The following is a 19,350-nucleotide window of genomic DNA, read 5'->3' as shown; positions in this document are numbered from 1 at the left end:
GTTAGTTTGTAGTTTGGGTAGAGCGATAGCGTTAGCGGACTTATCCGTAGGATCAACCCAACCTTTAAGGAAGTTAGAAGTCAGAAGTCAGAAGTTATTTTTGTAACATAGATAATTGGATATCATCATAGATAATACCAGATTATAGCCAACAGTTACCGAATAATTAATAATTAATAATTAAATAATTCTGGTATAAAGCCTCCCTTTTAAGGGAAAAAAGCGGTCGTTTTGCTGGCGCAAAGCTCCGCTAACGGCTATCGCCGACATGTTTGCGTAGCATTCCGAAGGAAAAAGCGGAGCTTCCCGAAGGGTGGGATGGCTCGAAACCTGCGCCATATCCAATGGACCAAGAGAAGAAATAATATTTCCTTATTTTCAATTCCGTAACGGTTTTAACCAGAGGTAATTATCAATTATCAATTAATGAAACCGATGCTACCGGACATGATATTATGCGTAAGTCCTGACTAAGACAAAATTATGAACAAAAAATCAGCTCATACTATGATACCACAAGCAAATCACGATGAGTTAGCACGACAAAACTTTGTTAAAAGTTTCAGAAATTATCTGTTTGGAAAAATGCGAAATGACTTAAAGTTGGTTTACCAAGAGACTGTCAAACCACAATTTGAAAAAGAAAATCAACGACCCCTAAAGATCGTTATGAAATTCGGCGGGAAATGCAGCAACAACCATCTTATAAGTGGTACAGTAGCTGCAAACGTATTACCCAAGAAATGATGTGGGAATCAGTAATTACTACTGTCGAACGTCAACTACCAAAATTGGTGGAATGTGCCAAAGATAGGGAAAAACCCTTGGGAACACTTACCCTAAACCCGGAATTAAAAATTCCCACCTACCAAACTGCTGTAGATATCCATTGTATGCCTGGAGGATACAATAGCGAATACACTCAAGATGACGTAGCGGCAGGTGCTATTTATGACTTGGGAGTTTATACTGCCATCAGAAACCCTAAATCTCTTCGGGATGTCAGAGGTCAAACGGTTATTCATAAATTCTTGAAGCAGCAATACCCAAATTTTCAACCAGGGAAAATTCTAGATATGGGTTGTACGGTGGGTGCTAATACTTTGCCTTATGTAGATGCTTATCCAAATGCTGAAGTTTATGGTATCGATCTAGCACCTGCCATATTACGTTATAGTCATGCACGAGCAGAGTCTTTAGGAAAACGGGTGCATTTTAGCCAACAGAATGCTGAGAAGACTAACTTCCCAGATGAATCATTTGATTTGGTGGTAAGTCATATTTTGCTACATGAAATACCTGTGCCAGCAATTCGGAATGTTTTCCGTGAAAGTTATCGTTTATTAGCTCCAGGTGGAATAATGATACATCAAGATGCGCGTTTGTTTCGTCATCTAGATTTATATACTGCGTTCATTTCTGATGAAGAAACAACTAATAATAATGAACCTTTCTGGAGTGCCATGCGGGATTTAGATTTAGTAGCTGTAGCAAGGGAAGCAGGTTTTTCGAGAGATAACCTCATTAACACACTGCTGGAACAAAGTAATGGAATGCAGTCATTCATTATTGTTGGTACTAAATAGACCTCTCCAGAAAAGAGGGAATAGGGAATAGGGAATAGGGAATAGGGAACCCACCCCTCGCCCCTCCCCTCCCAGGAGGGAAGAACTGATAATTTTTGTACGATAATTGATTTTATTTTTATTTTTGGAGATGTCTAATAAAAAAGATAAAAAAAGATGATTCCTAAACAAGCAAAAGGTAAACGACCAGTTTATTTGGATAATATAGATAACGATAAATTACTGGCAATAATAATGGCATTAGCAGGAGAGGTATCAGTATTGCGGGAACGCTTAGACACGATTGAAAAGTTATTAGTAGCTAAAGGTATCATTTCCTCTGAAGACATTGAAAATTATCAACCAGATGCACAAGTAAATGAGGAACGGGAGCAATGGCGAACTGATTACATTACTAGAATACTGAGAGTTATAGAGAATCTAAAATAAAAATGTAGTAGTGCTAAGGCAGCAATTTCTTCTTTGGAAGGGAAATGTTGAGTCGGAGTTTCGGAGTTGATCTTGGCAGGAATTAGTTAAATTTATTAGGGAATTATCTCATAGAACCCCTAACCGTATCTTTGCACGCGGTATGTACTTTTTGCTGTAGTCCTCAGTCTGATCAAGTTGTGGAAATTCAGAAACTAGAATAGGGGAGGCAAGCGGATGCGACCCCGCGACGGTTAGTCGCACTTGGTAGCTTCCCTTGCAGGTTTAAATTTGCTCCCTACTCCCCTACTCCCCTACTCCTCCTCTATTTTTAAATAGGGCTTGCTGATTAAATCTAAAAGCATTGACATATAAAGATAAGTGCCTTTTTCAGGTCAAAAAAAGTGTACCTGTTTCAGCTCTTGATGCTCAAAGAAAGAGCGTATTTTAGGCTCATAGTTGGGCAGAACAATCTTGGGACAAAACGCCCGCTCCTACCTTCTCGCTCGTTCCCATTTCTCCTGTCTCCAGTATAGCTGTCTCCAGTATAGCTGTCTCCTACCCTCACCCATAAGACTTTTTCAGCAAACCCTAAATATATCCCAAATGGGTTCTATATTCACCCTGGTTAGTTGCAATAAAATACCATTACCAATCACTCAAGGAAAAGCTGATGCGTTTTAATTACAGAAAAATTGTTATTGTACTGACCATTATATTTACAATAGTAATAATTATTGGTAATTTATATGTTCTGAAAAAATTTCAGCAGCCCATGGAATTCTAAGACTAAGACCTACTTCTATGTTTACTATAGCTTATGTGCGATGTAAATTCCCTCAAATAATATCTTTCATGCAATTGATAGAATCTTTTTTCCAGCCTTTATTCATTGCCACTTTAGTTGAAGTTATTTTAATTTTAGTCTTAATGATAAGCAATATTATATCCAAGTGTCAGGCTATGATGGGTGCTACAATTCTCTGTTTTTTGTATGTAATTTTGATTATTTATTATGAAATTACATTTAGTTATTGTATTTATGGTACTTAAGTAATAATCTCATCCAGCCAACGGCTAATAGTTTTCTGTCCGTATCCCAAGTAGGCATCAGTTGGAAACCACAAGCATTTGGGTATGATTTACCAATTGTTTATCTAATTTGGTTGTTAATAACCTTCCTTTTATACATTATCTGTGACTGGTTTGCTCAGTATAAGAAAAAGCATCGAGGTAAATTGTGGTTGAATTACCTATAAATATCGGATTTTCCTAGCTTTCTAATTCAGTAGAAGGTACTGATAACTGATAACTGATAACTGATAACTGAAATGACTGGTTTGCTAAGTATACAGAACTTTTGCTGATTGATAAACCACATCGTCATAACCAAAACCCTGTAAGTAATACCATTTTCAAAAAATACTGTTACAGTGCTTTATTCTGTTGGTAGGAGTTTTGAGATTAATACTGTAGCGACCTTTTTTGAATTTGGTATAAGGGCGAATGCCATTCGCCCCTACTGTGGTCTACAGAAATGAAAACCGCTGCAAGAAAAAACATCCAGGTAAATGGTGGTTAAATTACCTATAAATATGGGATTTTCCTAGCTTTCTAATTCAGTAGAAGGTACTGATAACTGATAACTGATAACTGATAACTGAAATGACTGGTTTGCTAAGTATAATAAAAAGCATTGAGTTTAAGAATTAAGAATTAAGAATTAAGAATTTAGAATTACCTCTTCTTATAAACTTAAGAGGATTGGATCAAAGGATTTTTTTTCTTCTCTTGGTCGATTGGATATGGCGAGGAGACCCGCTCTTGACAGAGCAGCTCCGAATTGCGCCATCCCCCGACCGCTTTTTCTCCATGAATGGAGAGGCTTTATACCTGAATTTTTCGGTAAGTTGTGGTTGAATTATTTATAAAGACCAGTTATTTCATTAATTGATAATTGATAATGGATAATTGATAATTACCTCTGGTTAAAACCGCTACGGAATTGAATATAAGGAAATATTATTTCTTCTCTTGGTCGATTGGATATGGCGAGGAAACCCGCTCTTGACAGAGCCGCTCCGAATGGCGCCATCCCTCGACCGCTTTTTCCCGATCAAGGGAGGCTTCAAGGCGCGAATTATTTAATTATTAATTATTAATAATTCGGTAAGCATTTCCTAGGTCATGCTGCGCAAACAGCGGTCAGCTATAAGCTATCAGCTTTATTACTTTTAAAGGAGGAAAAAGCAATTGAGAGATTTCAAATAATTAAAAGTATGGGAAAAGTAAGCATTGAGCACCGAAAAATTCTGGATTATAAAATTTCATCGCCAACTGATATACTATCTGATCAACAAATTTAAGTTTTATCAGATTAAAATTTATCTATGGGTTATCCTTCTTATACTCCTCCGTGGTTCCTGAAAAATGGTTTAGCAATGACCCTTTATGCAGCCTTTTGGATACCCCGTTTTTGGGAAGAAACTACTACATTTCCGAAGCCTTCTTATCAAGAGAAAATTTTTATGGGAGCAAATGATGTGCCAATTTTTGGCTGGATGGCTATTCCAAAAAACCCAAAAGGTACAATTATTGGGACTTATGGAATTACAGGAGAGTTAGATAATCAATGGTTCTTAAAACTATTAGGACGCAAAGCTTATGCTCAAGGTTATGCCGTTATTTTATTTGATTGGCGTGCCCATGGCAAGACAGCATTACTATCACAAGCTCTAACTTCAGATGGCATTTATGAAGGGCAGGATTTTGTTCATATTGCTGCTCAAGCAAAAGCAATGGGTTGTCCACCTAATTTTTGGTTTACTGCATATTCTTTGGGAGGACAACTAGCGCTTTGGGGTGCAAAATTAGCAGAAAGTTTGGCTCCAGAATTAGGGTTAGCTGAAACAGATATTAGTGGGTGTGCAGTTATTTGTCCTAGTTTAGAATCTCAACGTTCTCTGTCTTATTTAGATAGTTCTCCTTTAGGAAGGCACTTAGATAAAGAAATTACTAAAAAATTCAAAAAATTAGTTCGGTTAATTAATGAAAATCATCCAGATTTTATCGCTCCAGAGGCAATAGAACGAGCAGATTGTATCTGGAAATTTCATGAAGAATTTATTATTGAAAAGTTAGGATTTTCATCAGTAGAAGCTTACTATCAAGCAACAAGTCCTCTATATTTTTTGCCTCATTTAAAAACGAACATTGATTATTTATGCTGAAGATGACCCCATATTTGACCCAACAATTGGAGCAGATTTAAAAACTGCTTGTGAGAGTAATTCTGCCATTGATTTAATGTTAACTCGTTATGGTGGTCATGTGGCTCATATTAGTAGTAAATCTTGTCAAGCTCATGCTCAAGATCCTGATGTTTGGTGGGCATTGAATCGAGTTTTTGAATGGATTAAACAAAATGAAATGTCAACATTAACTACTTCAGTTACTGTCTAATTTAACGGTCAGGAATTGGGGCTTATTCCTAATTCCTGAAACTTATTTTGTCGTCAATATTTAGCCAATTAATATAGGATGATTCGATCGTGAAAGTCAAATTTTTCCCAAAAAAAATCAATTTTGCAGTCTGGAATTTCTTCGCTTGTAGATTCAGAATAATACTAATATCTATTGTCAGTTTATTACTCTTGAGCCAAACTTCACCAGCGATCGCACAGACAACCCAAACACCAAAAACTTGTCAAATGGGTACATATATAATGTCGCTGCATGACTTTGATTTACCAAACAACTCCTTCGGTGCTGATTTATGGCTGTGGAGCGTTTGCCCATCACCATCAGCAGATTTAGAGCCACTAAAAGAAGAAAATATAGATTTTATCAACGCTAAGGAAGTCAAACGTAGTCAAGTGCAAACAAACGGTGGTTGGTCTTTAGTAAAAATTAAAGGCACTTTCCGACACAATTGGAACGTAGAGAACTTGCCATTTGATCGTCACGAATTGCAGATCATAATAGAACATTCCAGTAAAGCAGATTCAGATTTTAAATATGAAGTAGACACAAAAGAGTCAAAAACCGACAAAGATACTTTTGAAGATTGGAAGATTACTAAGTTTACCGTTACAGAAGAAAAAAAGAGTATAAAACAAACTTTAGAGACCCAAATTTACTAGAAATGGGAACAGTTGGATATTCTCGTTTGTCTATTTTGATCAAGCTTAAACGAAACTCATTAATTAGCTTTTTCAAAATTACTGCTCCTGTTTATATTACCTATGCCATTTCACTTTTAGCATATGGTCTAAAACCTTCCAGTGCTGCTAGTTTACTGGCGGGAACTTTATTTACTATAGTGGTTAATCGACGAGTGTTAGAGTCATTTTTAGGTACAGCTGAAAGTCTGACATTGGTTGATACGATTCACATCACGGCAATGATTTATATTTTAGTAACTGCTGTAGTAATAATTTATTTTAACTTACAGCATGGAGATCAAGAGGTATTGCGTAACCATCGCTATCGTCCTATTTTCAATATCACCTGGATTTCTTATTTGATGGTAAATATAGTTATTATTGTGACTGCTGCGATCGTTGGTTAAAGCCTTGCGTTGTAACATACCCTACTGGATTGAAACACCTAAAATGTTGCAATAGTAGGCGCTGGTTCCACTTTAATATCAAGGCTTAAGTATAATAGAACTTACGCAGTAGAACGTATTTCCGTCATTGCGACCGACAGGGTTTGCGCAGCAGTCCGGAACGGAAAGCAATCTGAAACGCTACTTTTTCGTGCCTCGTGTGTAAGTCCTGTATAAATCAGGTGAACTCGCCCCAATGATACAATTTTTTTGGTAATTGAAAGACATTACTAATATTAAATTTTAAATCTTACTTAGCATAAAAACTCTGGAAAGCAAGACTGATTTTGCTGAAAAAACATTAAATTTTTCTGTAAATTTAGTTACAGGATTTGAGTCAGATTGAAAATATCATAATATTAAATTTTAATTAAATATCTAGCTTTTATAGAGTTGAGGTCAAGTATTAGTAATACAAAATCCGGTTATAATCCCTCTAATTAAATATCTATAATCTTTTGAAATTAAGATACATAGCCATGACAGAAAATATCTGTAATTCTAAGGATGGCAAGACATACAGATTATGATATCTTTTACCTTTTCAGAATAAGAATAGTTTAGTTAATTATGACAAACAGTAAAATCTGAAAAAAATAATGTTGTCTTGACTACATTACTTTTTCACTTTGATTAAAGAAAAAAACTGAGTATGTTTGTAGAAAAACTGTGAGAATTGATACGGTAAAAACACACAGATTTTATAAATTCAGTTAGAATGTTGTGAGAAAAAATTGATGAAAATATTTGCCTGTGGTAACTTGTCAAGTTGACATTTTTTTCAGGCATATATACATTATCTATCGAAGGAGAAGACTATGTGGGAGTATCTACCACCATTAAACGATCATTACTTGCCTTATCCAGATACAATACATCCCATCGTTGTCCACTTCGTAATAGCGATGGTATTATTTGCTTTTGTATGCGATCTGATTGGTTATTTTACTCATAATTACCGTTTATATGAAGTAAGCTGGTGGAATATGTTTTTCGCCACAATTTCTATTTTTATCGCCATAATATTTGGTCAGTTTGAAGCAGGTCTGGCACAACCCTACGAAGCAGTCCAACCAGTCTTAAATTTACATACCTTGATTGGTTGGTCTCTGTCAGGAATCATTGCTGCACTTACTGGTTGGCGGTATGTGATTCGTTCAAACAATACAGAAAAACTGCCGATGCCATATCTGGGATTGGGGTTGGTGCTAGTAAGTATAGTTTTCTTCCAGGTATATCTGGGAGATAAACTGGTTTGGGTATATGGGTTACATACAGTACCAGTAGTGGAAGCGATCGAGGAGGGAATTTTACAATGAACCCAGAATTAATAGATAGTTTGAGTTCTCAATTAGGGGCAAATGGTCTCCCATACAGTATCCCAATTCATCCTAATTTAGTTCATCTGACTTTAGGTTTGTTTATTATGGGGATCGCCTTTGATATCGTGGGAATACTCTTTCCTCTACAAAAACCAGTCTTTAAACTTTTAGCAATATCGACTACCCGTTCTAATTTTTTTGATGTAGGTTGGTACAATATGCTCGCCTCATCAATAATTACATTTTTCACGGTAGCAGCAGGGTTTTATGAAATCATGCTAGCGAGACCATCCGCAGAGCTAAAAAGTGCCTGGGGATTCGGAGCAATGGATACTATGATCTGGCATGGTGTTGGTGGTGTGTTCCTGTTGGCTTTTATTGTGGGGATGACAATCTGGAGAGGATTTCAACGCTATATATGGTCTAAGGACAAACTCCAACAAGTGCAGTGGAGTTATTTAGCAGTGGGTTTATTCATCATGTTTTTGATGTATGTTCATGGGACTCTGGGAGCACAGTTAGCTGCTGAGTTTGGAGTACATAATACTGCTGATGCATTGCTAAAATTAGGTGAAAACCCCAACCAAGTGCTTAAGTAATTTAGTAGGGTATTTTGATGTCAACGACCCAACACTAATTCCTAGAATATAGTGTAGGCTTGATAGGGCTAGTCTCTAATTAAGTCTTAGTTGACCCGTCTAAGTGTTCATTCACTACGTTATTTAAGTCACGATACCTGCAAATGCTCCAACAGTTTGTTGCTCTATCGGTAGTCATTAAACATCTTATTTGGCTATTGGAAGTGTGGCCACCTTAAAAAGCTTAAATAACATTGACAAGTTGGACATTACCCTAGCAATAGGAGATTCTTATGTTAAACAAAAATTCAGTTTTTGTTCTAAATAATAACAAAGTATCTTGTGACCCAATTCATCCTGCTAAGGCCAGAAAATTATTATCGGAAGGTAAAGCAGCAGTATTTAGAAACTATCCATTTACTATTATTTTGAAGTCGGAATCAAAACCCACAAAAAATTACAGAATTAAGGTTGACCCCGGTGCAAAATTCACTGGTTTAGCTTTGCTATCAAATTCTAATATAATTTGGTGTGCTGAACTTGAACATAGAGGCTTTCAAATATCTGAATCATTAATTAAACGTAGACAAGTTAGACGTTTTCGTAGAAACCGTAAAACCAGATATCGTCAACCTCGGTTTCTCAATAGAACTAGACCGAATGGTTGGTTGGCACCTAGCTTAATTAGTAGAGTTCAAAACATTAAATCTTGGGTTGATAAGTTAATCAAACTTGTTCCAGTTTCAGCAATATCAATGGAATTAGTTAAGTTTGATACCCAGAAGATAGTTAATCCAGAAATACAAGGAACTGAATATCAAAAAGGTGAGTTATTTAGTTATGAGGTTAGAGAATATCTACTTGAAAAGTTTAATCGCACTTGTGTTTATTGTGGGACTAAAGAAGCTGTATTTAATTTAGACCATTTCCACCCTAAGTCTCGTGGAGGTAGTGACAAAGTATCTAATTTAGTTCTTAGTTGTGTTCAATGCAATCAAAATAAAAGAGCTAGATTACCGACTGAATTCCTGTCAGACAGACCTAAATTACTAGCATTAATAAATAAGCAAAGAAAGTTACCTTTAGCTGATGCTGCTGCTGTTAATGCTACTAGGTGGAAACTGAAATTAGTCTTAGAATCTACTGGATTAGAAATAGAGACTGGCTCTGGTGGTTTAACTAAATACAACAGGAAACGTAATGGTATTAGTAAATCTCATTGGACTGATGCTGCTTGTGTTGGTACTTCTACCCCAGATAGTTTAAATATTAGTAACTATCAGCCATTAATAATCAAAGCTATGGGTAGAGGTAATAGACAAATGGTTAAGCCAGATAAATATGGTTTTCCTAAAACAAAGCCTAAACTAAGACAGAAATCATTCTATGGTTTTCAAACTGGAGATATTGTCAAAGCTGTTGTTACTAAAGGTAAAAAGATTGGCACTTATGTTGGTCGAGTTGCTGTTAGAAAGACTGGCAATTTTAATATCAAAACTCAAACTGAAACCGTGCAAGAAATTAGTTATAAGTATTGTAAAATCATCCATAAATCAGATGGATACATTTATAGTTTTGGTGAATTAGTTAAACAGGAAAGTACTAACTTTGTCAAGAAGGTAGTTAAAGTTTTAGATACTCCAATTCAACTTAATTTGTTTGATACTTCTGAGTTAACTACTGTTGGTGTTAGCGTTGCAAAGCAAAGTACAAGCAAAAGTCAAAAGGAAAAAGAAAAAGTTTAATGGTACTGATAGAGAACAAATTTAATTGTTCTAATTTATTGGAGGAAAGTAATTTATTTGCTGGTTGCTTTCCCCTAGCACTAAATCATAGATTATAGTGTAGGTCTCCAGCAACTATTTTAGATGAAAATCCGGACTATTTTGACATTGGGAGCGATCGCTCTCGTTTTAACAGCTGTTAGTATTGGGGTTGGACGCCTATCATATTCATGGCTTCCACCTCAAGCAGCAGCAGAATCAATATTAATTGATGACTTATTTAGTTTTCTTGTCACCCTCGGTACATTTATCTTTCTGGGGGTAACTGGAACTCTAATGTATTCAGTTCTTTTCCAACGCGCTGCCAAATATGACTACAGCGACGGACCCCACATTGAAGGCAACATCACCCTAGAAGTTGTCTGGACAGCAATACCAATTTTTCTAGTATTTTGGATTGCTGCTTATAGCTACAATGTTTATAAAGAAATGGGAATTCAGGGACCGATGGAATTAGTACATCTGCATACACCATTAGAAATGGAATCAGCCATTGCAGACCCACTAAAACCCGTAACTGAACCTGTAGAAGAAATTGAAGTTATTGCCAAACAATGGTCTTGGGTATTTAGATACCCAGAAAATGGTGTTACTAGCACCGAACTACATCTACCAGCAGATCGGCGAGTACGGGTAGCATTAAATTCAGAGGATGTAATTCATGGATTTTATATTCCAGCATTCCGACTGAAGCAAGACATTATTCCCAACCATTCAATAAATTTTGAATTTACTCCCATTCGCGTCGGCAAATATAGTCTAACTGACTCCCAATATAGCGGTACTTATTTTGCCACAATGCAAGCAGATGTAGTAGTGGAATCTGCTAAAGATTATCAAAGTTGGTTAGCCACAGCAGCAAATACTGAACTTTCGACCGCAGCAAATCAGGCAACCACTGAATATATTGAAAAATCAACAGCACCAGTGGAAGCAGGTTGGCCTACTGTTAAACCCGCTGCACCTCCTGTTGTTAACTATCATAGTTAAGAAGTCAAAAGTTAAAAGTCAAAAGTCAAAAATTAGACTCGAGCGGCTAAAAACTTTTATAAGACAATAGTTTCAGGCAATTATTTAACATTTACAGGAGCGAGACTATTTGCAGAGATCGAGGAAAAAAATTATTCCATGAAAGAAATAACCATCGACAGCATCAGTAGTAAGGTAGGTTGGGTTGACGTTTACGGAAACCCAAAATCATATAGATGTTATGTTGTCTGACAGCTACCTTTAACCCAACTTATACTTAAGCAAGCAAACCTAAAATTATGTACTTGTTTTGTTGGGTTGCGCGACCCTTAACCAAACCTACTGGACCGACACACCTTAAATTGTGCATTAGGGAGTAGGGGAGTGGGGGAGTGGGGAGTAGGGAGTAGAAGAGATAAAGACAACTAGAAATAAAAATCTATTGCACAGTTTTAGCTGTGTCAGTCTACTACTAGCGCGTCAAGCTGAAAATGATGTATTAAATTTTTTAGTATAATTCTTGCTATGACTAAAGTTTGGAGAATTTTCCTAAAACACTATTTCAAGCTTGACGCGCCACTACAGAAATTTAAATCTAGATACTCAAGGAAAAAAATATTCTATGAAAGAAATAACAATCGACGGCATCGGTGATGTCACGGAAAACCAGAACACGAACAACCGCCTAACTGGCGACGATATTTCAGCTTTAGTACCGACCACAAAGTTATCGGTATCCAATATCTAGTCACCTCTTTCCTCTTTTTTCTAGTAGGTGGAATATTCGCCATGGTAATTCGCGGCGAACTGATGACACCAGAATCAGACCTCGTAGACCGCACCATTTATAACGGAATGTTCACCATGCATGGCACGATCATGCTGTTTCTGTGGACATTTCCATCTTTAGTTGGTCTGGCAAACTATCTCGTACCCATAATGATCGGGGCGCGAGACATGGCATTTCCCCGTCTGAATGCAGCAGCATTTTGGATGGTGCCAGTAGTTGGTGTCCTGATGATAGCCAGTTTCTTTGTTCCCGGTGGTCCTGCACAGTCAGGTTGGTGGTCATATCCTCCCGTGAGTATACAAAATCCCACGGGTAATTTAATCAACGGTCAGGTACTATGGATTCTTGCCGTAGCTATTTCCGGTGTTTCCTCCATTATGGGTGCGGTTAATTTTGTCACAACTATTGTGAGAATGCGGGCGCCTGGTATGACATTTTTCCGGATGCCAGCTTTTGTTTGGACAGTATTTGCTGCTCAGATTATTCAATTGTTCGGACTGCCAGCACTGACAGCAGGTGCAGTGATGTTACTATTTGATATCACAATGGGAACTGGATTTTTTAATCCTGCTAATGGAGGTAACCCGGTTCTCTTCCAGCACTTTTTCTGGTTTTACTCCCACCCCGCAGTTTATGTGATTATTCTGCCTGTTTTTGGTATTTTTTCCGAAATCTTTCCAGTTTACAGTCGCAAACCACTATTCGGTTACAAAGTGGTAGTCATTTCATCAATGCTCATTGCTGCGGTAAGTGGTCTGGTTTGGGTACACCATATGTATGCGAGTGGTACTCCTCCCTGGATGCGACTGATTTTTATGCTTTCAACTATGTGTGTTTCTGTACCTACTGGAATTAAAGTATTTGCTTGGGTAGCAACTATTTGGGGAGGAAAAATTCGACTGAATACTCCGATGTTGTTTGCTTTGGGTGGGTTGGTAATGTTTGTGTTTGCTGGTATTACTGGCATTATGCTCTCTGCTGTTCCGGTAGATATTCACGTTAATAATACTTATTTTGTCGTGGGTCACTTCCACTATGTTCTCTACGGTACGGTAACAATGGGAATGTATGCTGCCATTTACCATTGGTTCCCTAAAATGACTGGGAAAATGTATTATGAAGGTTTGGGTCAGTTGCATTTTTGGCTTTCATTCATCGGCACTAACCTCAACTTTTTACCTATGCACCCATTGGGTTTACAGGGAATGTTGCGTCGAGTTTCATCCTACGCTCCTGAGTATGAATTCTGGAATATTGTCGCCAGTCTTGGGGCGTTTTTATTAGGAATGTCTACTTTGCCGTTTATTTTAAATATGGTGAGTTCCTGGATACAAGGTAAGGAAGCACCTGCTAACCCTTGGCGAGCGATCGGTTTAGAATGGATGATTTCTTCTCCACCAGATGTTGAGAACTTTGAAGAAATTCCGATAGTTATTGCTGAACCTTATGGTTATGGTAAGTCGGAACCTTTGACTTCTAATGACCCCAACGGACATCATGCAGTTATCAGTTAACAGTTAACAGTTATCAGTTATTGCAGTAGTCGTAGGTTGGGTTAAGCGAAAGCGCAACCCAACAAAAATATCTGTCTGTAATATAGCAGTAGTCAGGGCGGTTAGGAGATTCTCGCTCCTCTCAAATTTAGTCCAGTAGGTTGGGTTAAGCGACAGCGCAACCCAACAAAACTCGACCCAACCGACACTACACCTAATATCATGTCCGTTTGAATACTTATTATTAAGATAGTAGGGGAGCGGGGAGTAGGGGAGTAGGGGAGTAGGGGAGCGGGGAGTAGGGGAGTAGGGGAGTAGGGAACCCACCCTAACCCCTCCCAGGAGGGGAAAATAGAAAGATTTACTGTTTAAGCAAGAGGGTAAGTTTTTTCATCACTAATTATCCGGACATGATATAACTGTTGGGTTTATCCTACGGATAAGCTCCGCTAACGTTCCTCAACCCAACCTACGGCAACTACGACAGAGAATAATGAGGATAAAACCAGTAAATTAAAAGGAGAATTAAAACATGGATAGTTCGATCGCATCAGAACAACTACAGGAACCTTTGCATTCAGAAGTTGCCGAACATACCCACGACGAAGAAGGTAATAGTATGTTCGGGTTTATCGTTTTCCTACTTTCGGAAAGCGTAATTTTCTTGAGTTTCTTTGTCGGATATATTGTCTACAAAACAAGTGCCACTGACTGGTTGCCACCTGGTATTTCTGGTTTGGAAGTTAGAGAACCTGCTATTAATACAGTAGTTTTGGTTTCGAGTAGTTTCGTTATCTATTTTGCCGAAAAAGCTTTAGAAAAGGATAACTTGACTTGGTTTCGCATATTTCTGTTTGCCACAATGGCAATGGGAACTTACTTTGTAGTGGGTCAAGGTATTGAATGGAATAGTCTAGAATTTGGTTTCACAACGGGAGTATTCGGTGGAACTTTCTATCTATTGACAGGTTTTCACGGTCTGCACGTTATGACGGGTATTTTGTTACAGGGTATTATGTTGGGTCGCTCTTTCATTCCTGGTAACTATGATAACGGTCACTTTGGCATCAATGCTACTTCTTTATTTTGGCATTTCGTTGACGTGATTTGGATTATTTTGTTTATCCTGATTTATATTTGGCAGTGAAATAATTATAGCAGGGAACAGGGAACAGGGAACAGGGAACAGTGGTAATTTCTGTCTCAGGTTCATCGTCAATGTAAGTTAAACACCAACTCGTTCCTTGCTGTAGCAGTCAGGAGTCAACCCACCCCTAACCCCTCCCAACCCACCCCTAACCCCTCCCAACCCACCCCTAACCCCTCCGAGGAGGGGAGGGGAACTCAGGAGTCAGAATAAATTTTTTGTGTAGCGGTCTATCCAAAGAATTTCAAATATTCAGAGTGTGAGCATCTCATTCACTCACATAACTTTAATTAGGAGTTAGGAGTCAGAATAAATTTTTTGTGTAGCGCTCTATCCAAAGAATTAGATATCTCCTCCAAAAGAGGTAATAGGGAACAGGGAACCCACCCCTAACCTCTCCCAGGAGGGGAATAATTGATAATTTATGGATAAGACTTGATTTTATTTTTTATTTTTGGAGATGTCTATTTCAAATATTCAAATAACTTTCAAGAAAACAGAATCTTGACAACAAGAAACTCTATCTTATCCACCACTAAGTAGCGTTATAAAATCTTACTTTTGACTTTTGACTTTTGATTTCTTCAATACATCTCAAAAAAATTATTAAAGGAAGAATAAAATGATTATTGATGACCAACATTATGATGTAATTATTGTCGGTACAGGTGCAGGAGGAGGAACATTAGCCTCTAAACTTGCTAGTACCGGAAAAAAAATACTCATCTTAGAAAGGGGTGATTTTATGCCCCTAGAAATTCAAAATAGGGCTCATGTTGATATCTTCAAAAAAGAACTTTATCGTGCCCCCGAAAATTGGTATGACAACGCAGGCGAACCCTTTTCTCCTCAGACAAATTATGCCGTAGGTGGCAATACCAAAATCTATGGCGCTGCTCTAATTAGGATGCGAGAAAAAGACTTTGAAACAGTAAAACATCAAGAAGGAATTTCTCCAGAATGGTGTCTCAAATACAAAGACTTTGAACCATATTATACTGAAGCAGAAAAACTTTATAAAGTTCACGGTCAAGTTAGCAAAGACCCAACGGAACCTACCCACAGTGCAGAATATCCTTATCCCGCAGTTGACCACGACCCAGAAATTAAAAAAGTTGTAGAAGCGATCGCCGGACAAGGTTTACATCCAGAAACTTTACCATTAACTCTCACCCGTGAAGAGGAAGACCCCACTGGAGACTCGGAAGTATTCGGTATTGCACCACTGCTCGACTCTCCTAACATTACTATTAAAGCTAATGCAAAAGTAGTCTGTTTACTCACCAACTCATCCGGTAACACAGTTAAAGCAGTAGAAGTAGAAATTGGCAAACAATCATTTCTATTTTTTGGGGATATTGTCGTACTTTCTTGTGGAGCGGTAAATTCAGCAGCATTACTATTACGTTCTGCTAATGAAAAGCATCCCGATGGTTTAGCAAACAGTTCCGGACAAGTGGGACGCAACCTGATGAAACATCTGATGACTGCCGTAGTGCAACCTAGTCCTAAACCAAACTCTGGGAATTTTCTCAGAAGTGTGAGTGTGAATGATTTTTATTGGGGAGATGAGAATTTTTCCTATCCCATGGGTCACATAGAAAATACAGGTGGTTTGCTGCAAGATATTACTTTTGCTGAGTCTCCACCAATTTTATCTGTGTTAGCAAAAGCGATGCCTGGGTTTGGGTTGAAGCAGTTAGCATTGCGTTCCATTGGTTGGTGGGTGCATTCGGAAATAGTACCAGACCCGAAGAACCGAGTTGAAGTCAAAGGGGATAAGTTGTTTTTCCATTACACTCCCAATAACTGGGAAGCACACGATCGCCTAGTACATCGTTGGATGGATGTATTGAAGTTGGTAGACAAAGAGGTTGGAAATTCTGTCTTGAAGCGTGGCAGTATTTATCCCCGTGGGGAAGTTCCCATTGAAGTTGTAGCAAACCAATGTGGTACTTGTCGGTTTGGGGAAGACCCAAAAACATCGGTTTTGGATATTAACTGTCGTACCCACGATGTGGATAATTTATATGTTGTGGATAGTAGTTTTTTCCCATCAAGTTCGGCAGTGACTCCTGCATTGACTATTATTGCTAATGCTCTGCGGGTAGGGGAACATTTAAAAGAGAGATTACAGTAATAATATAGTGCTACGCACAAGTCAAAAGTCAAAATTAATCTCTGAGTTAGTCAGGACTTACGCAAATTGACTTTTAAACCATCATCTGTAGGGGCGAATGGTATTCGCCCTCTCTATATGTAGAGTCTCTGCGTAAGTCCTGAGAAATACTGAAATTATTTTTACTTTTCTCCAATATTTCCTCTTTTTCTCCCATATTTCCTCCTGACTCCTGACTTCCCCTCCCCTCCACCGGAGTGGGTTGACTCCTGACTCCTCACAACATTTATTTATAAGTATTCAACCAAACATAATATTATCCATCATTATTCATCTGTTCAAATAACTGTTGAACTGACAAAATAGGCAGACTTGCACCAACAAAATCATCAGCATTGCGAGTAATAATAGCATCAACATTCTTAGCATAAGCACAAGCTAATTGCACTGCATCTTCAAAGTCTCTCAAATTAGAAGCAAAAGCAGTTTCTAAAATATTACGATCAACGTTGCAAATTTTCATTAATGCTAATGTCATAGAAACAGCTTCTCTTGCTCGTTCAAGACTTTTAGTTTGTTTTCTGACAATGTAGAAAATGTTAGTTAAAGTTGTTGCTGTGACATATCCTTCTATTTGATGAGATTGAATAGCTGTTAATAAAGTCCTCGCATCCTGAACAAATGCTTCCCGTTCTAGCAAAGAGTCTAAAATAATATTTGTGTCTATTAAAACTCTCATTTTAGGTATTTCTCCACTAAACGTTCTTCAAGCATAGCTTCAACTTCCTCATCATTTGGAGGTGGACTGTCTGTTTTTGCTATCCCAATCATCCTGTCTACAAAATCAGGAGGTAAATCTGGCCGAGGGCGAAGTTCCTCATTCAAAGAATCTGTAATGGCCTTGAGTAATAAAAGTTGATCGCTCACTGATAAATTCAGAGCTTTTTTTCTTAATTCTTCTAGTTCTGACATAATTTTTATTCCTTCAAATTGCTTTTATCTAAATATTATATTATGTATTTTACTCAAGATTTTAAATATTTCTCCACTAAACGTTCTTCAAGCATTGCTTCAACTTCCGCATCATTTATCTTTCAAAACTTTTAAATTGAATTAGCAAGGCTAACTATTGTCCAATAGATAAATCAAACATTAATCAACGTGAAAATCAGCGTTTGCTTTCGTGGAACAGATGTGAGAAGGCTACTTCAAAAATCAATGCTCACTTTTAAATTGAATCAGCAAGGCTAACTATTGTCCAATAGATAAATCAAACATTAATCAACGTGAAAATCAGCGATCGCTCTGGCGCAACAGATGTGAGAAGGCTACTTCAAAAATCAATGCTCACTTTTAAATTGAATCAGCAAGGCTAACTATTGTCCAATAAATAAATCAAACATTAATCAACGTGAAAATCAGCGTTTGCTTTCGTGGAACAGATGTGAGAAGGCTACTTCAAAAATCAATCCTCAAACCTTTATCTTTCAAAACTTTTAAATTGAATTAGCAAGGCTAACTATTGTCCAATAGATAAATCAAACATTAATCAACGTGAAAATTAGCGATCGCTCTGGCGCAACAGATGTGAGAAGGCTACTTCAAAAATCAATCCTCAAACCTTTATCTTTCAAAACTTTTAAATTGAATCAGCAAGGCTAACTATTGTCCAATAGATAAATCAAACATTAATCAACGTGAAAATCAGCGATCGCTCTGGCGCAACAGATGTGAGAAGGCTACTTCAAAAATCAATCCTCAAACCTTTATCTTTCAAAACTTTTAAATTGAATCAGCAAGGCTAACTATTGTCCAATAGATAAATCAAACATTAATCAACGTGAAAATCAGCGATCGCTCTGGCGCAACAGATGTGAGAAGGCTACTTCAAAAATCAATCCTCAAACCTTTATCTTTCAAAACTTTTAAATTGAATCAGCAAGGCTAACTATTGTCCAATAGATAAATCAAACATTAATCAACGTGAAAATCAGCGATCGCTCTGGCACAACAGATGTGAGAAGGCTACTTCAAAAATCAATGCTCAAACCTTTATCTATAAATATTTTTAGATTGAATTAGCAATTCCTAACTATTGTCCAATAGCTAAATCAAACATCAATAAGCGTGAAAATCAGTTTAGTAGTTCAGTAGTAGACTGACACATCTAAAATGGTGCACCGGGTAGGGGCGGGTTCCGCGTTAAGTTAATGGTTTTACCCAGGACCTGGTGAACCCGCCCCCGCACCAATAATATCAAATCCGGTAGCATCCGTGTAATCAGAGGGTGGGGAGTGTGGGGAGGGTGGGGAGATGGGGAGGTAGGGAGATGGAGAGATGGGGTTAGGGGGAAATCAAGAAATATTTGGTAATTGTTGAAGATAGAACATTTTTTTATACCGAATTAAACGGATTTGATATAATCTAATGCTTAAGGTCTTCTTAGGAAAATTGTTCATGGTGGAAACTCCCTAATACGAGACTTTCGGGCAATGCAACAGATACATCTTGGTGTTGGGTTTCCTTTCGTAAACCCAACCTACAA

At 37.6% G+C, this 19,350-nt stretch carries 14 protein-coding genes and 1 pseudogene; 12 read left to right on the top strand and 3 right to left on the bottom strand.

What is annotated here, in order from left to right; genetic code table 11:
• Nucleotides 1-686: 686 nt before the first annotated feature.
• The 9 genes and pseudogenes from SAGCYANO_RS35680 (at nucleotide 687) to SAGCYANO_RS35635 (ending at nucleotide 11,277) form a co-directional block, all read left to right on the top strand.
• Nucleotides 687-1,586, top strand: coding sequence for a class I SAM-dependent methyltransferase (locus SAGCYANO_RS35680; protein WP_202224366.1), 900 nt, complete (start codon nucleotides 687-689; stop codon nucleotides 1,584-1,586).
• Nucleotides 1,587-1,742: 156 nt separating this feature from the next.
• On the top strand, nucleotides 1,743-2,015 hold the full coding sequence (locus tag SAGCYANO_RS35675) for a hypothetical protein (RefSeq protein ID WP_237397010.1): 273 nt from the start codon (nucleotides 1,743-1,745) through the stop codon (nucleotides 2,013-2,015).
• A 2,369-nt stretch (nucleotides 2,016-4,384) separates the two neighbouring features.
• Nucleotides 4,385-5,456, top strand: a pseudogene (locus SAGCYANO_RS35665) (YheT family hydrolase).
• A 191-nt stretch (nucleotides 5,457-5,647) separates the two neighbouring features.
• Complete coding sequence (locus tag SAGCYANO_RS35660) at nucleotides 5,648-6,136, top strand: hypothetical protein (RefSeq protein ID WP_202224364.1); 489 nt, start codon at nucleotides 5,648-5,650, stop codon at nucleotides 6,134-6,136.
• A 2-nt stretch (nucleotides 6,137-6,138) separates the two neighbouring features.
• On the top strand, nucleotides 6,139-6,564 hold the full coding sequence (locus SAGCYANO_RS35655) for a hypothetical protein (RefSeq protein WP_202224363.1): 426 nt from the start codon (nucleotides 6,139-6,141) through the stop codon (nucleotides 6,562-6,564).
• Between the two features lie 857 nt (nucleotides 6,565-7,421).
• Nucleotides 7,422-7,922, top strand: coding sequence for a DUF2231 domain-containing protein (locus tag SAGCYANO_RS35650; protein WP_202224362.1), 501 nt, complete (start codon nucleotides 7,422-7,424; stop codon nucleotides 7,920-7,922).
• The gene (locus SAGCYANO_RS35645) at nucleotides 7,859-8,524 is read left to right on the top strand and encodes a DUF2231 domain-containing protein (protein ID WP_237397009.1); all 666 of its coding nucleotides are present in this window, start codon (nucleotides 7,859-7,861) and stop codon (nucleotides 8,522-8,524) included. Before SAGCYANO_RS35650 ends, SAGCYANO_RS35645 begins: the two co-directional genes overlap by 64 nt.
• Nucleotides 8,525-8,796: 272 nt before the next feature.
• Nucleotides 8,797-10,248, top strand: coding sequence for an RNA-guided endonuclease IscB (iscB, locus tag SAGCYANO_RS35640; protein ID WP_202224361.1), 1,452 nt, complete (start codon nucleotides 8,797-8,799; stop codon nucleotides 10,246-10,248).
• Nucleotides 10,249-10,371: 123 nt separating this feature from the next.
• Entirely contained in the window at nucleotides 10,372-11,277 is a 906-nt protein-coding gene (locus SAGCYANO_RS35635; RefSeq protein WP_202224360.1) for a cytochrome c oxidase subunit II, read from the top strand.
• A gap of 635 nt (nucleotides 11,278-11,912) precedes the next feature.
• Here the strand turns inward: SAGCYANO_RS35635 and SAGCYANO_RS48485 are convergent.
• Complete coding sequence (locus tag SAGCYANO_RS48485; protein ID WP_255502841.1) at nucleotides 11,913-12,047, bottom strand: hypothetical protein; 135 nt, start codon at nucleotides 12,045-12,047, stop codon at nucleotides 11,913-11,915.
• On the opposite strand from SAGCYANO_RS48485, the gene SAGCYANO_RS35625 reads away from it, so the two are divergent.
• From SAGCYANO_RS35625 to SAGCYANO_RS35615, 3 genes are all read left to right on the top strand, one after another.
• Nucleotides 11,986-13,560, top strand: coding sequence for a cbb3-type cytochrome c oxidase subunit I (locus SAGCYANO_RS35625; RefSeq protein WP_202224370.1), 1,575 nt, complete (start codon nucleotides 11,986-11,988; stop codon nucleotides 13,558-13,560). The genes SAGCYANO_RS48485 and SAGCYANO_RS35625 overlap by 62 nt on opposite strands.
• A gap of 511 nt (nucleotides 13,561-14,071) precedes the next feature.
• Nucleotides 14,072-14,686, top strand: coding sequence for a heme-copper oxidase subunit III (locus tag SAGCYANO_RS35620; RefSeq protein WP_202224358.1), 615 nt, complete (start codon nucleotides 14,072-14,074; stop codon nucleotides 14,684-14,686).
• Nucleotides 14,687-15,308: 622 nt separating this feature from the next.
• On the top strand, nucleotides 15,309-16,826 hold the full coding sequence (locus tag SAGCYANO_RS35615) for a GMC oxidoreductase (RefSeq protein ID WP_202224357.1): 1,518 nt from the start codon (nucleotides 15,309-15,311) through the stop codon (nucleotides 16,824-16,826).
• Between the two features lie 295 nt (nucleotides 16,827-17,121).
• Here the strand turns inward: SAGCYANO_RS35615 and SAGCYANO_RS35610 are convergent, their stop codons facing one another.
• Complete coding sequence (locus SAGCYANO_RS35610; protein WP_202224356.1) at nucleotides 17,122-17,544, bottom strand: putative toxin-antitoxin system toxin component, PIN family; 423 nt, start codon at nucleotides 17,542-17,544, stop codon at nucleotides 17,122-17,124.
• Nucleotides 17,541-17,777: a hypothetical protein gene (locus tag SAGCYANO_RS35605; RefSeq protein ID WP_202224355.1), complete on the bottom strand. Its 237-nt coding sequence runs from the start codon at nucleotides 17,775-17,777 to the stop codon at nucleotides 17,541-17,543. The genes SAGCYANO_RS35610 and SAGCYANO_RS35605 overlap by 4 nt, the downstream gene beginning before the upstream one ends.
• Nucleotides 17,778-19,350: the final 1,573 nt, after the last annotated feature.

This window comes from Okeania sp. KiyG1 (assembly GCF_014132355.1).
Taxonomy (GTDB): domain Bacteria; phylum Cyanobacteriota; class Cyanobacteriia; order Cyanobacteriales; family Microcoleaceae; genus Okeania.
Note: the sequence above shows the minus strand (reverse complement) of the source record. Positions and strands in the feature narration are given on the sequence as shown.

Coding starts and splice junctions, on each gene's coding strand:
- SAGCYANO_RS35615 (WP_202224357.1), top strand. CDS start 15,309: ATGATTATTGATGACCAACATTATGATGTAATTATTGTCGGTACAGGT.
- SAGCYANO_RS35650 (WP_202224362.1), top strand. CDS start 7,422: ATGTGGGAGTATCTACCACCATTAAACGATCATTACTTGCCTTATCCA.
- SAGCYANO_RS35655 (WP_202224363.1), top strand. CDS start 6,139: ATGGGAACAGTTGGATATTCTCGTTTGTCTATTTTGATCAAGCTTAAA.
- SAGCYANO_RS35680 (WP_202224366.1), top strand. CDS start 687: ATGCAGCAACAACCATCTTATAAGTGGTACAGTAGCTGCAAACGTATT.
- iscB (WP_202224361.1), top strand. CDS start 8,797: ATGTTAAACAAAAATTCAGTTTTTGTTCTAAATAATAACAAAGTATCT.
- SAGCYANO_RS35620 (WP_202224358.1), top strand. CDS start 14,072: ATGGATAGTTCGATCGCATCAGAACAACTACAGGAACCTTTGCATTCA.
- SAGCYANO_RS35635 (WP_202224360.1), top strand. CDS start 10,372: ATGAAAATCCGGACTATTTTGACATTGGGAGCGATCGCTCTCGTTTTA.
- SAGCYANO_RS35675 (WP_237397010.1), top strand. CDS start 1,743: ATGATTCCTAAACAAGCAAAAGGTAAACGACCAGTTTATTTGGATAAT.
- SAGCYANO_RS48485 (WP_255502841.1), bottom strand. CDS start 12,047: ATGGCGAATATTCCACCTACTAGAAAAAAGAGGAAAGAGGTGACTAGA.
- SAGCYANO_RS35605 (WP_202224355.1), bottom strand. CDS start 17,777: ATGTCAGAACTAGAAGAATTAAGAAAAAAAGCTCTGAATTTATCAGTG.
- SAGCYANO_RS35610 (WP_202224356.1), bottom strand. CDS start 17,544: ATGAGAGTTTTAATAGACACAAATATTATTTTAGACTCTTTGCTAGAA.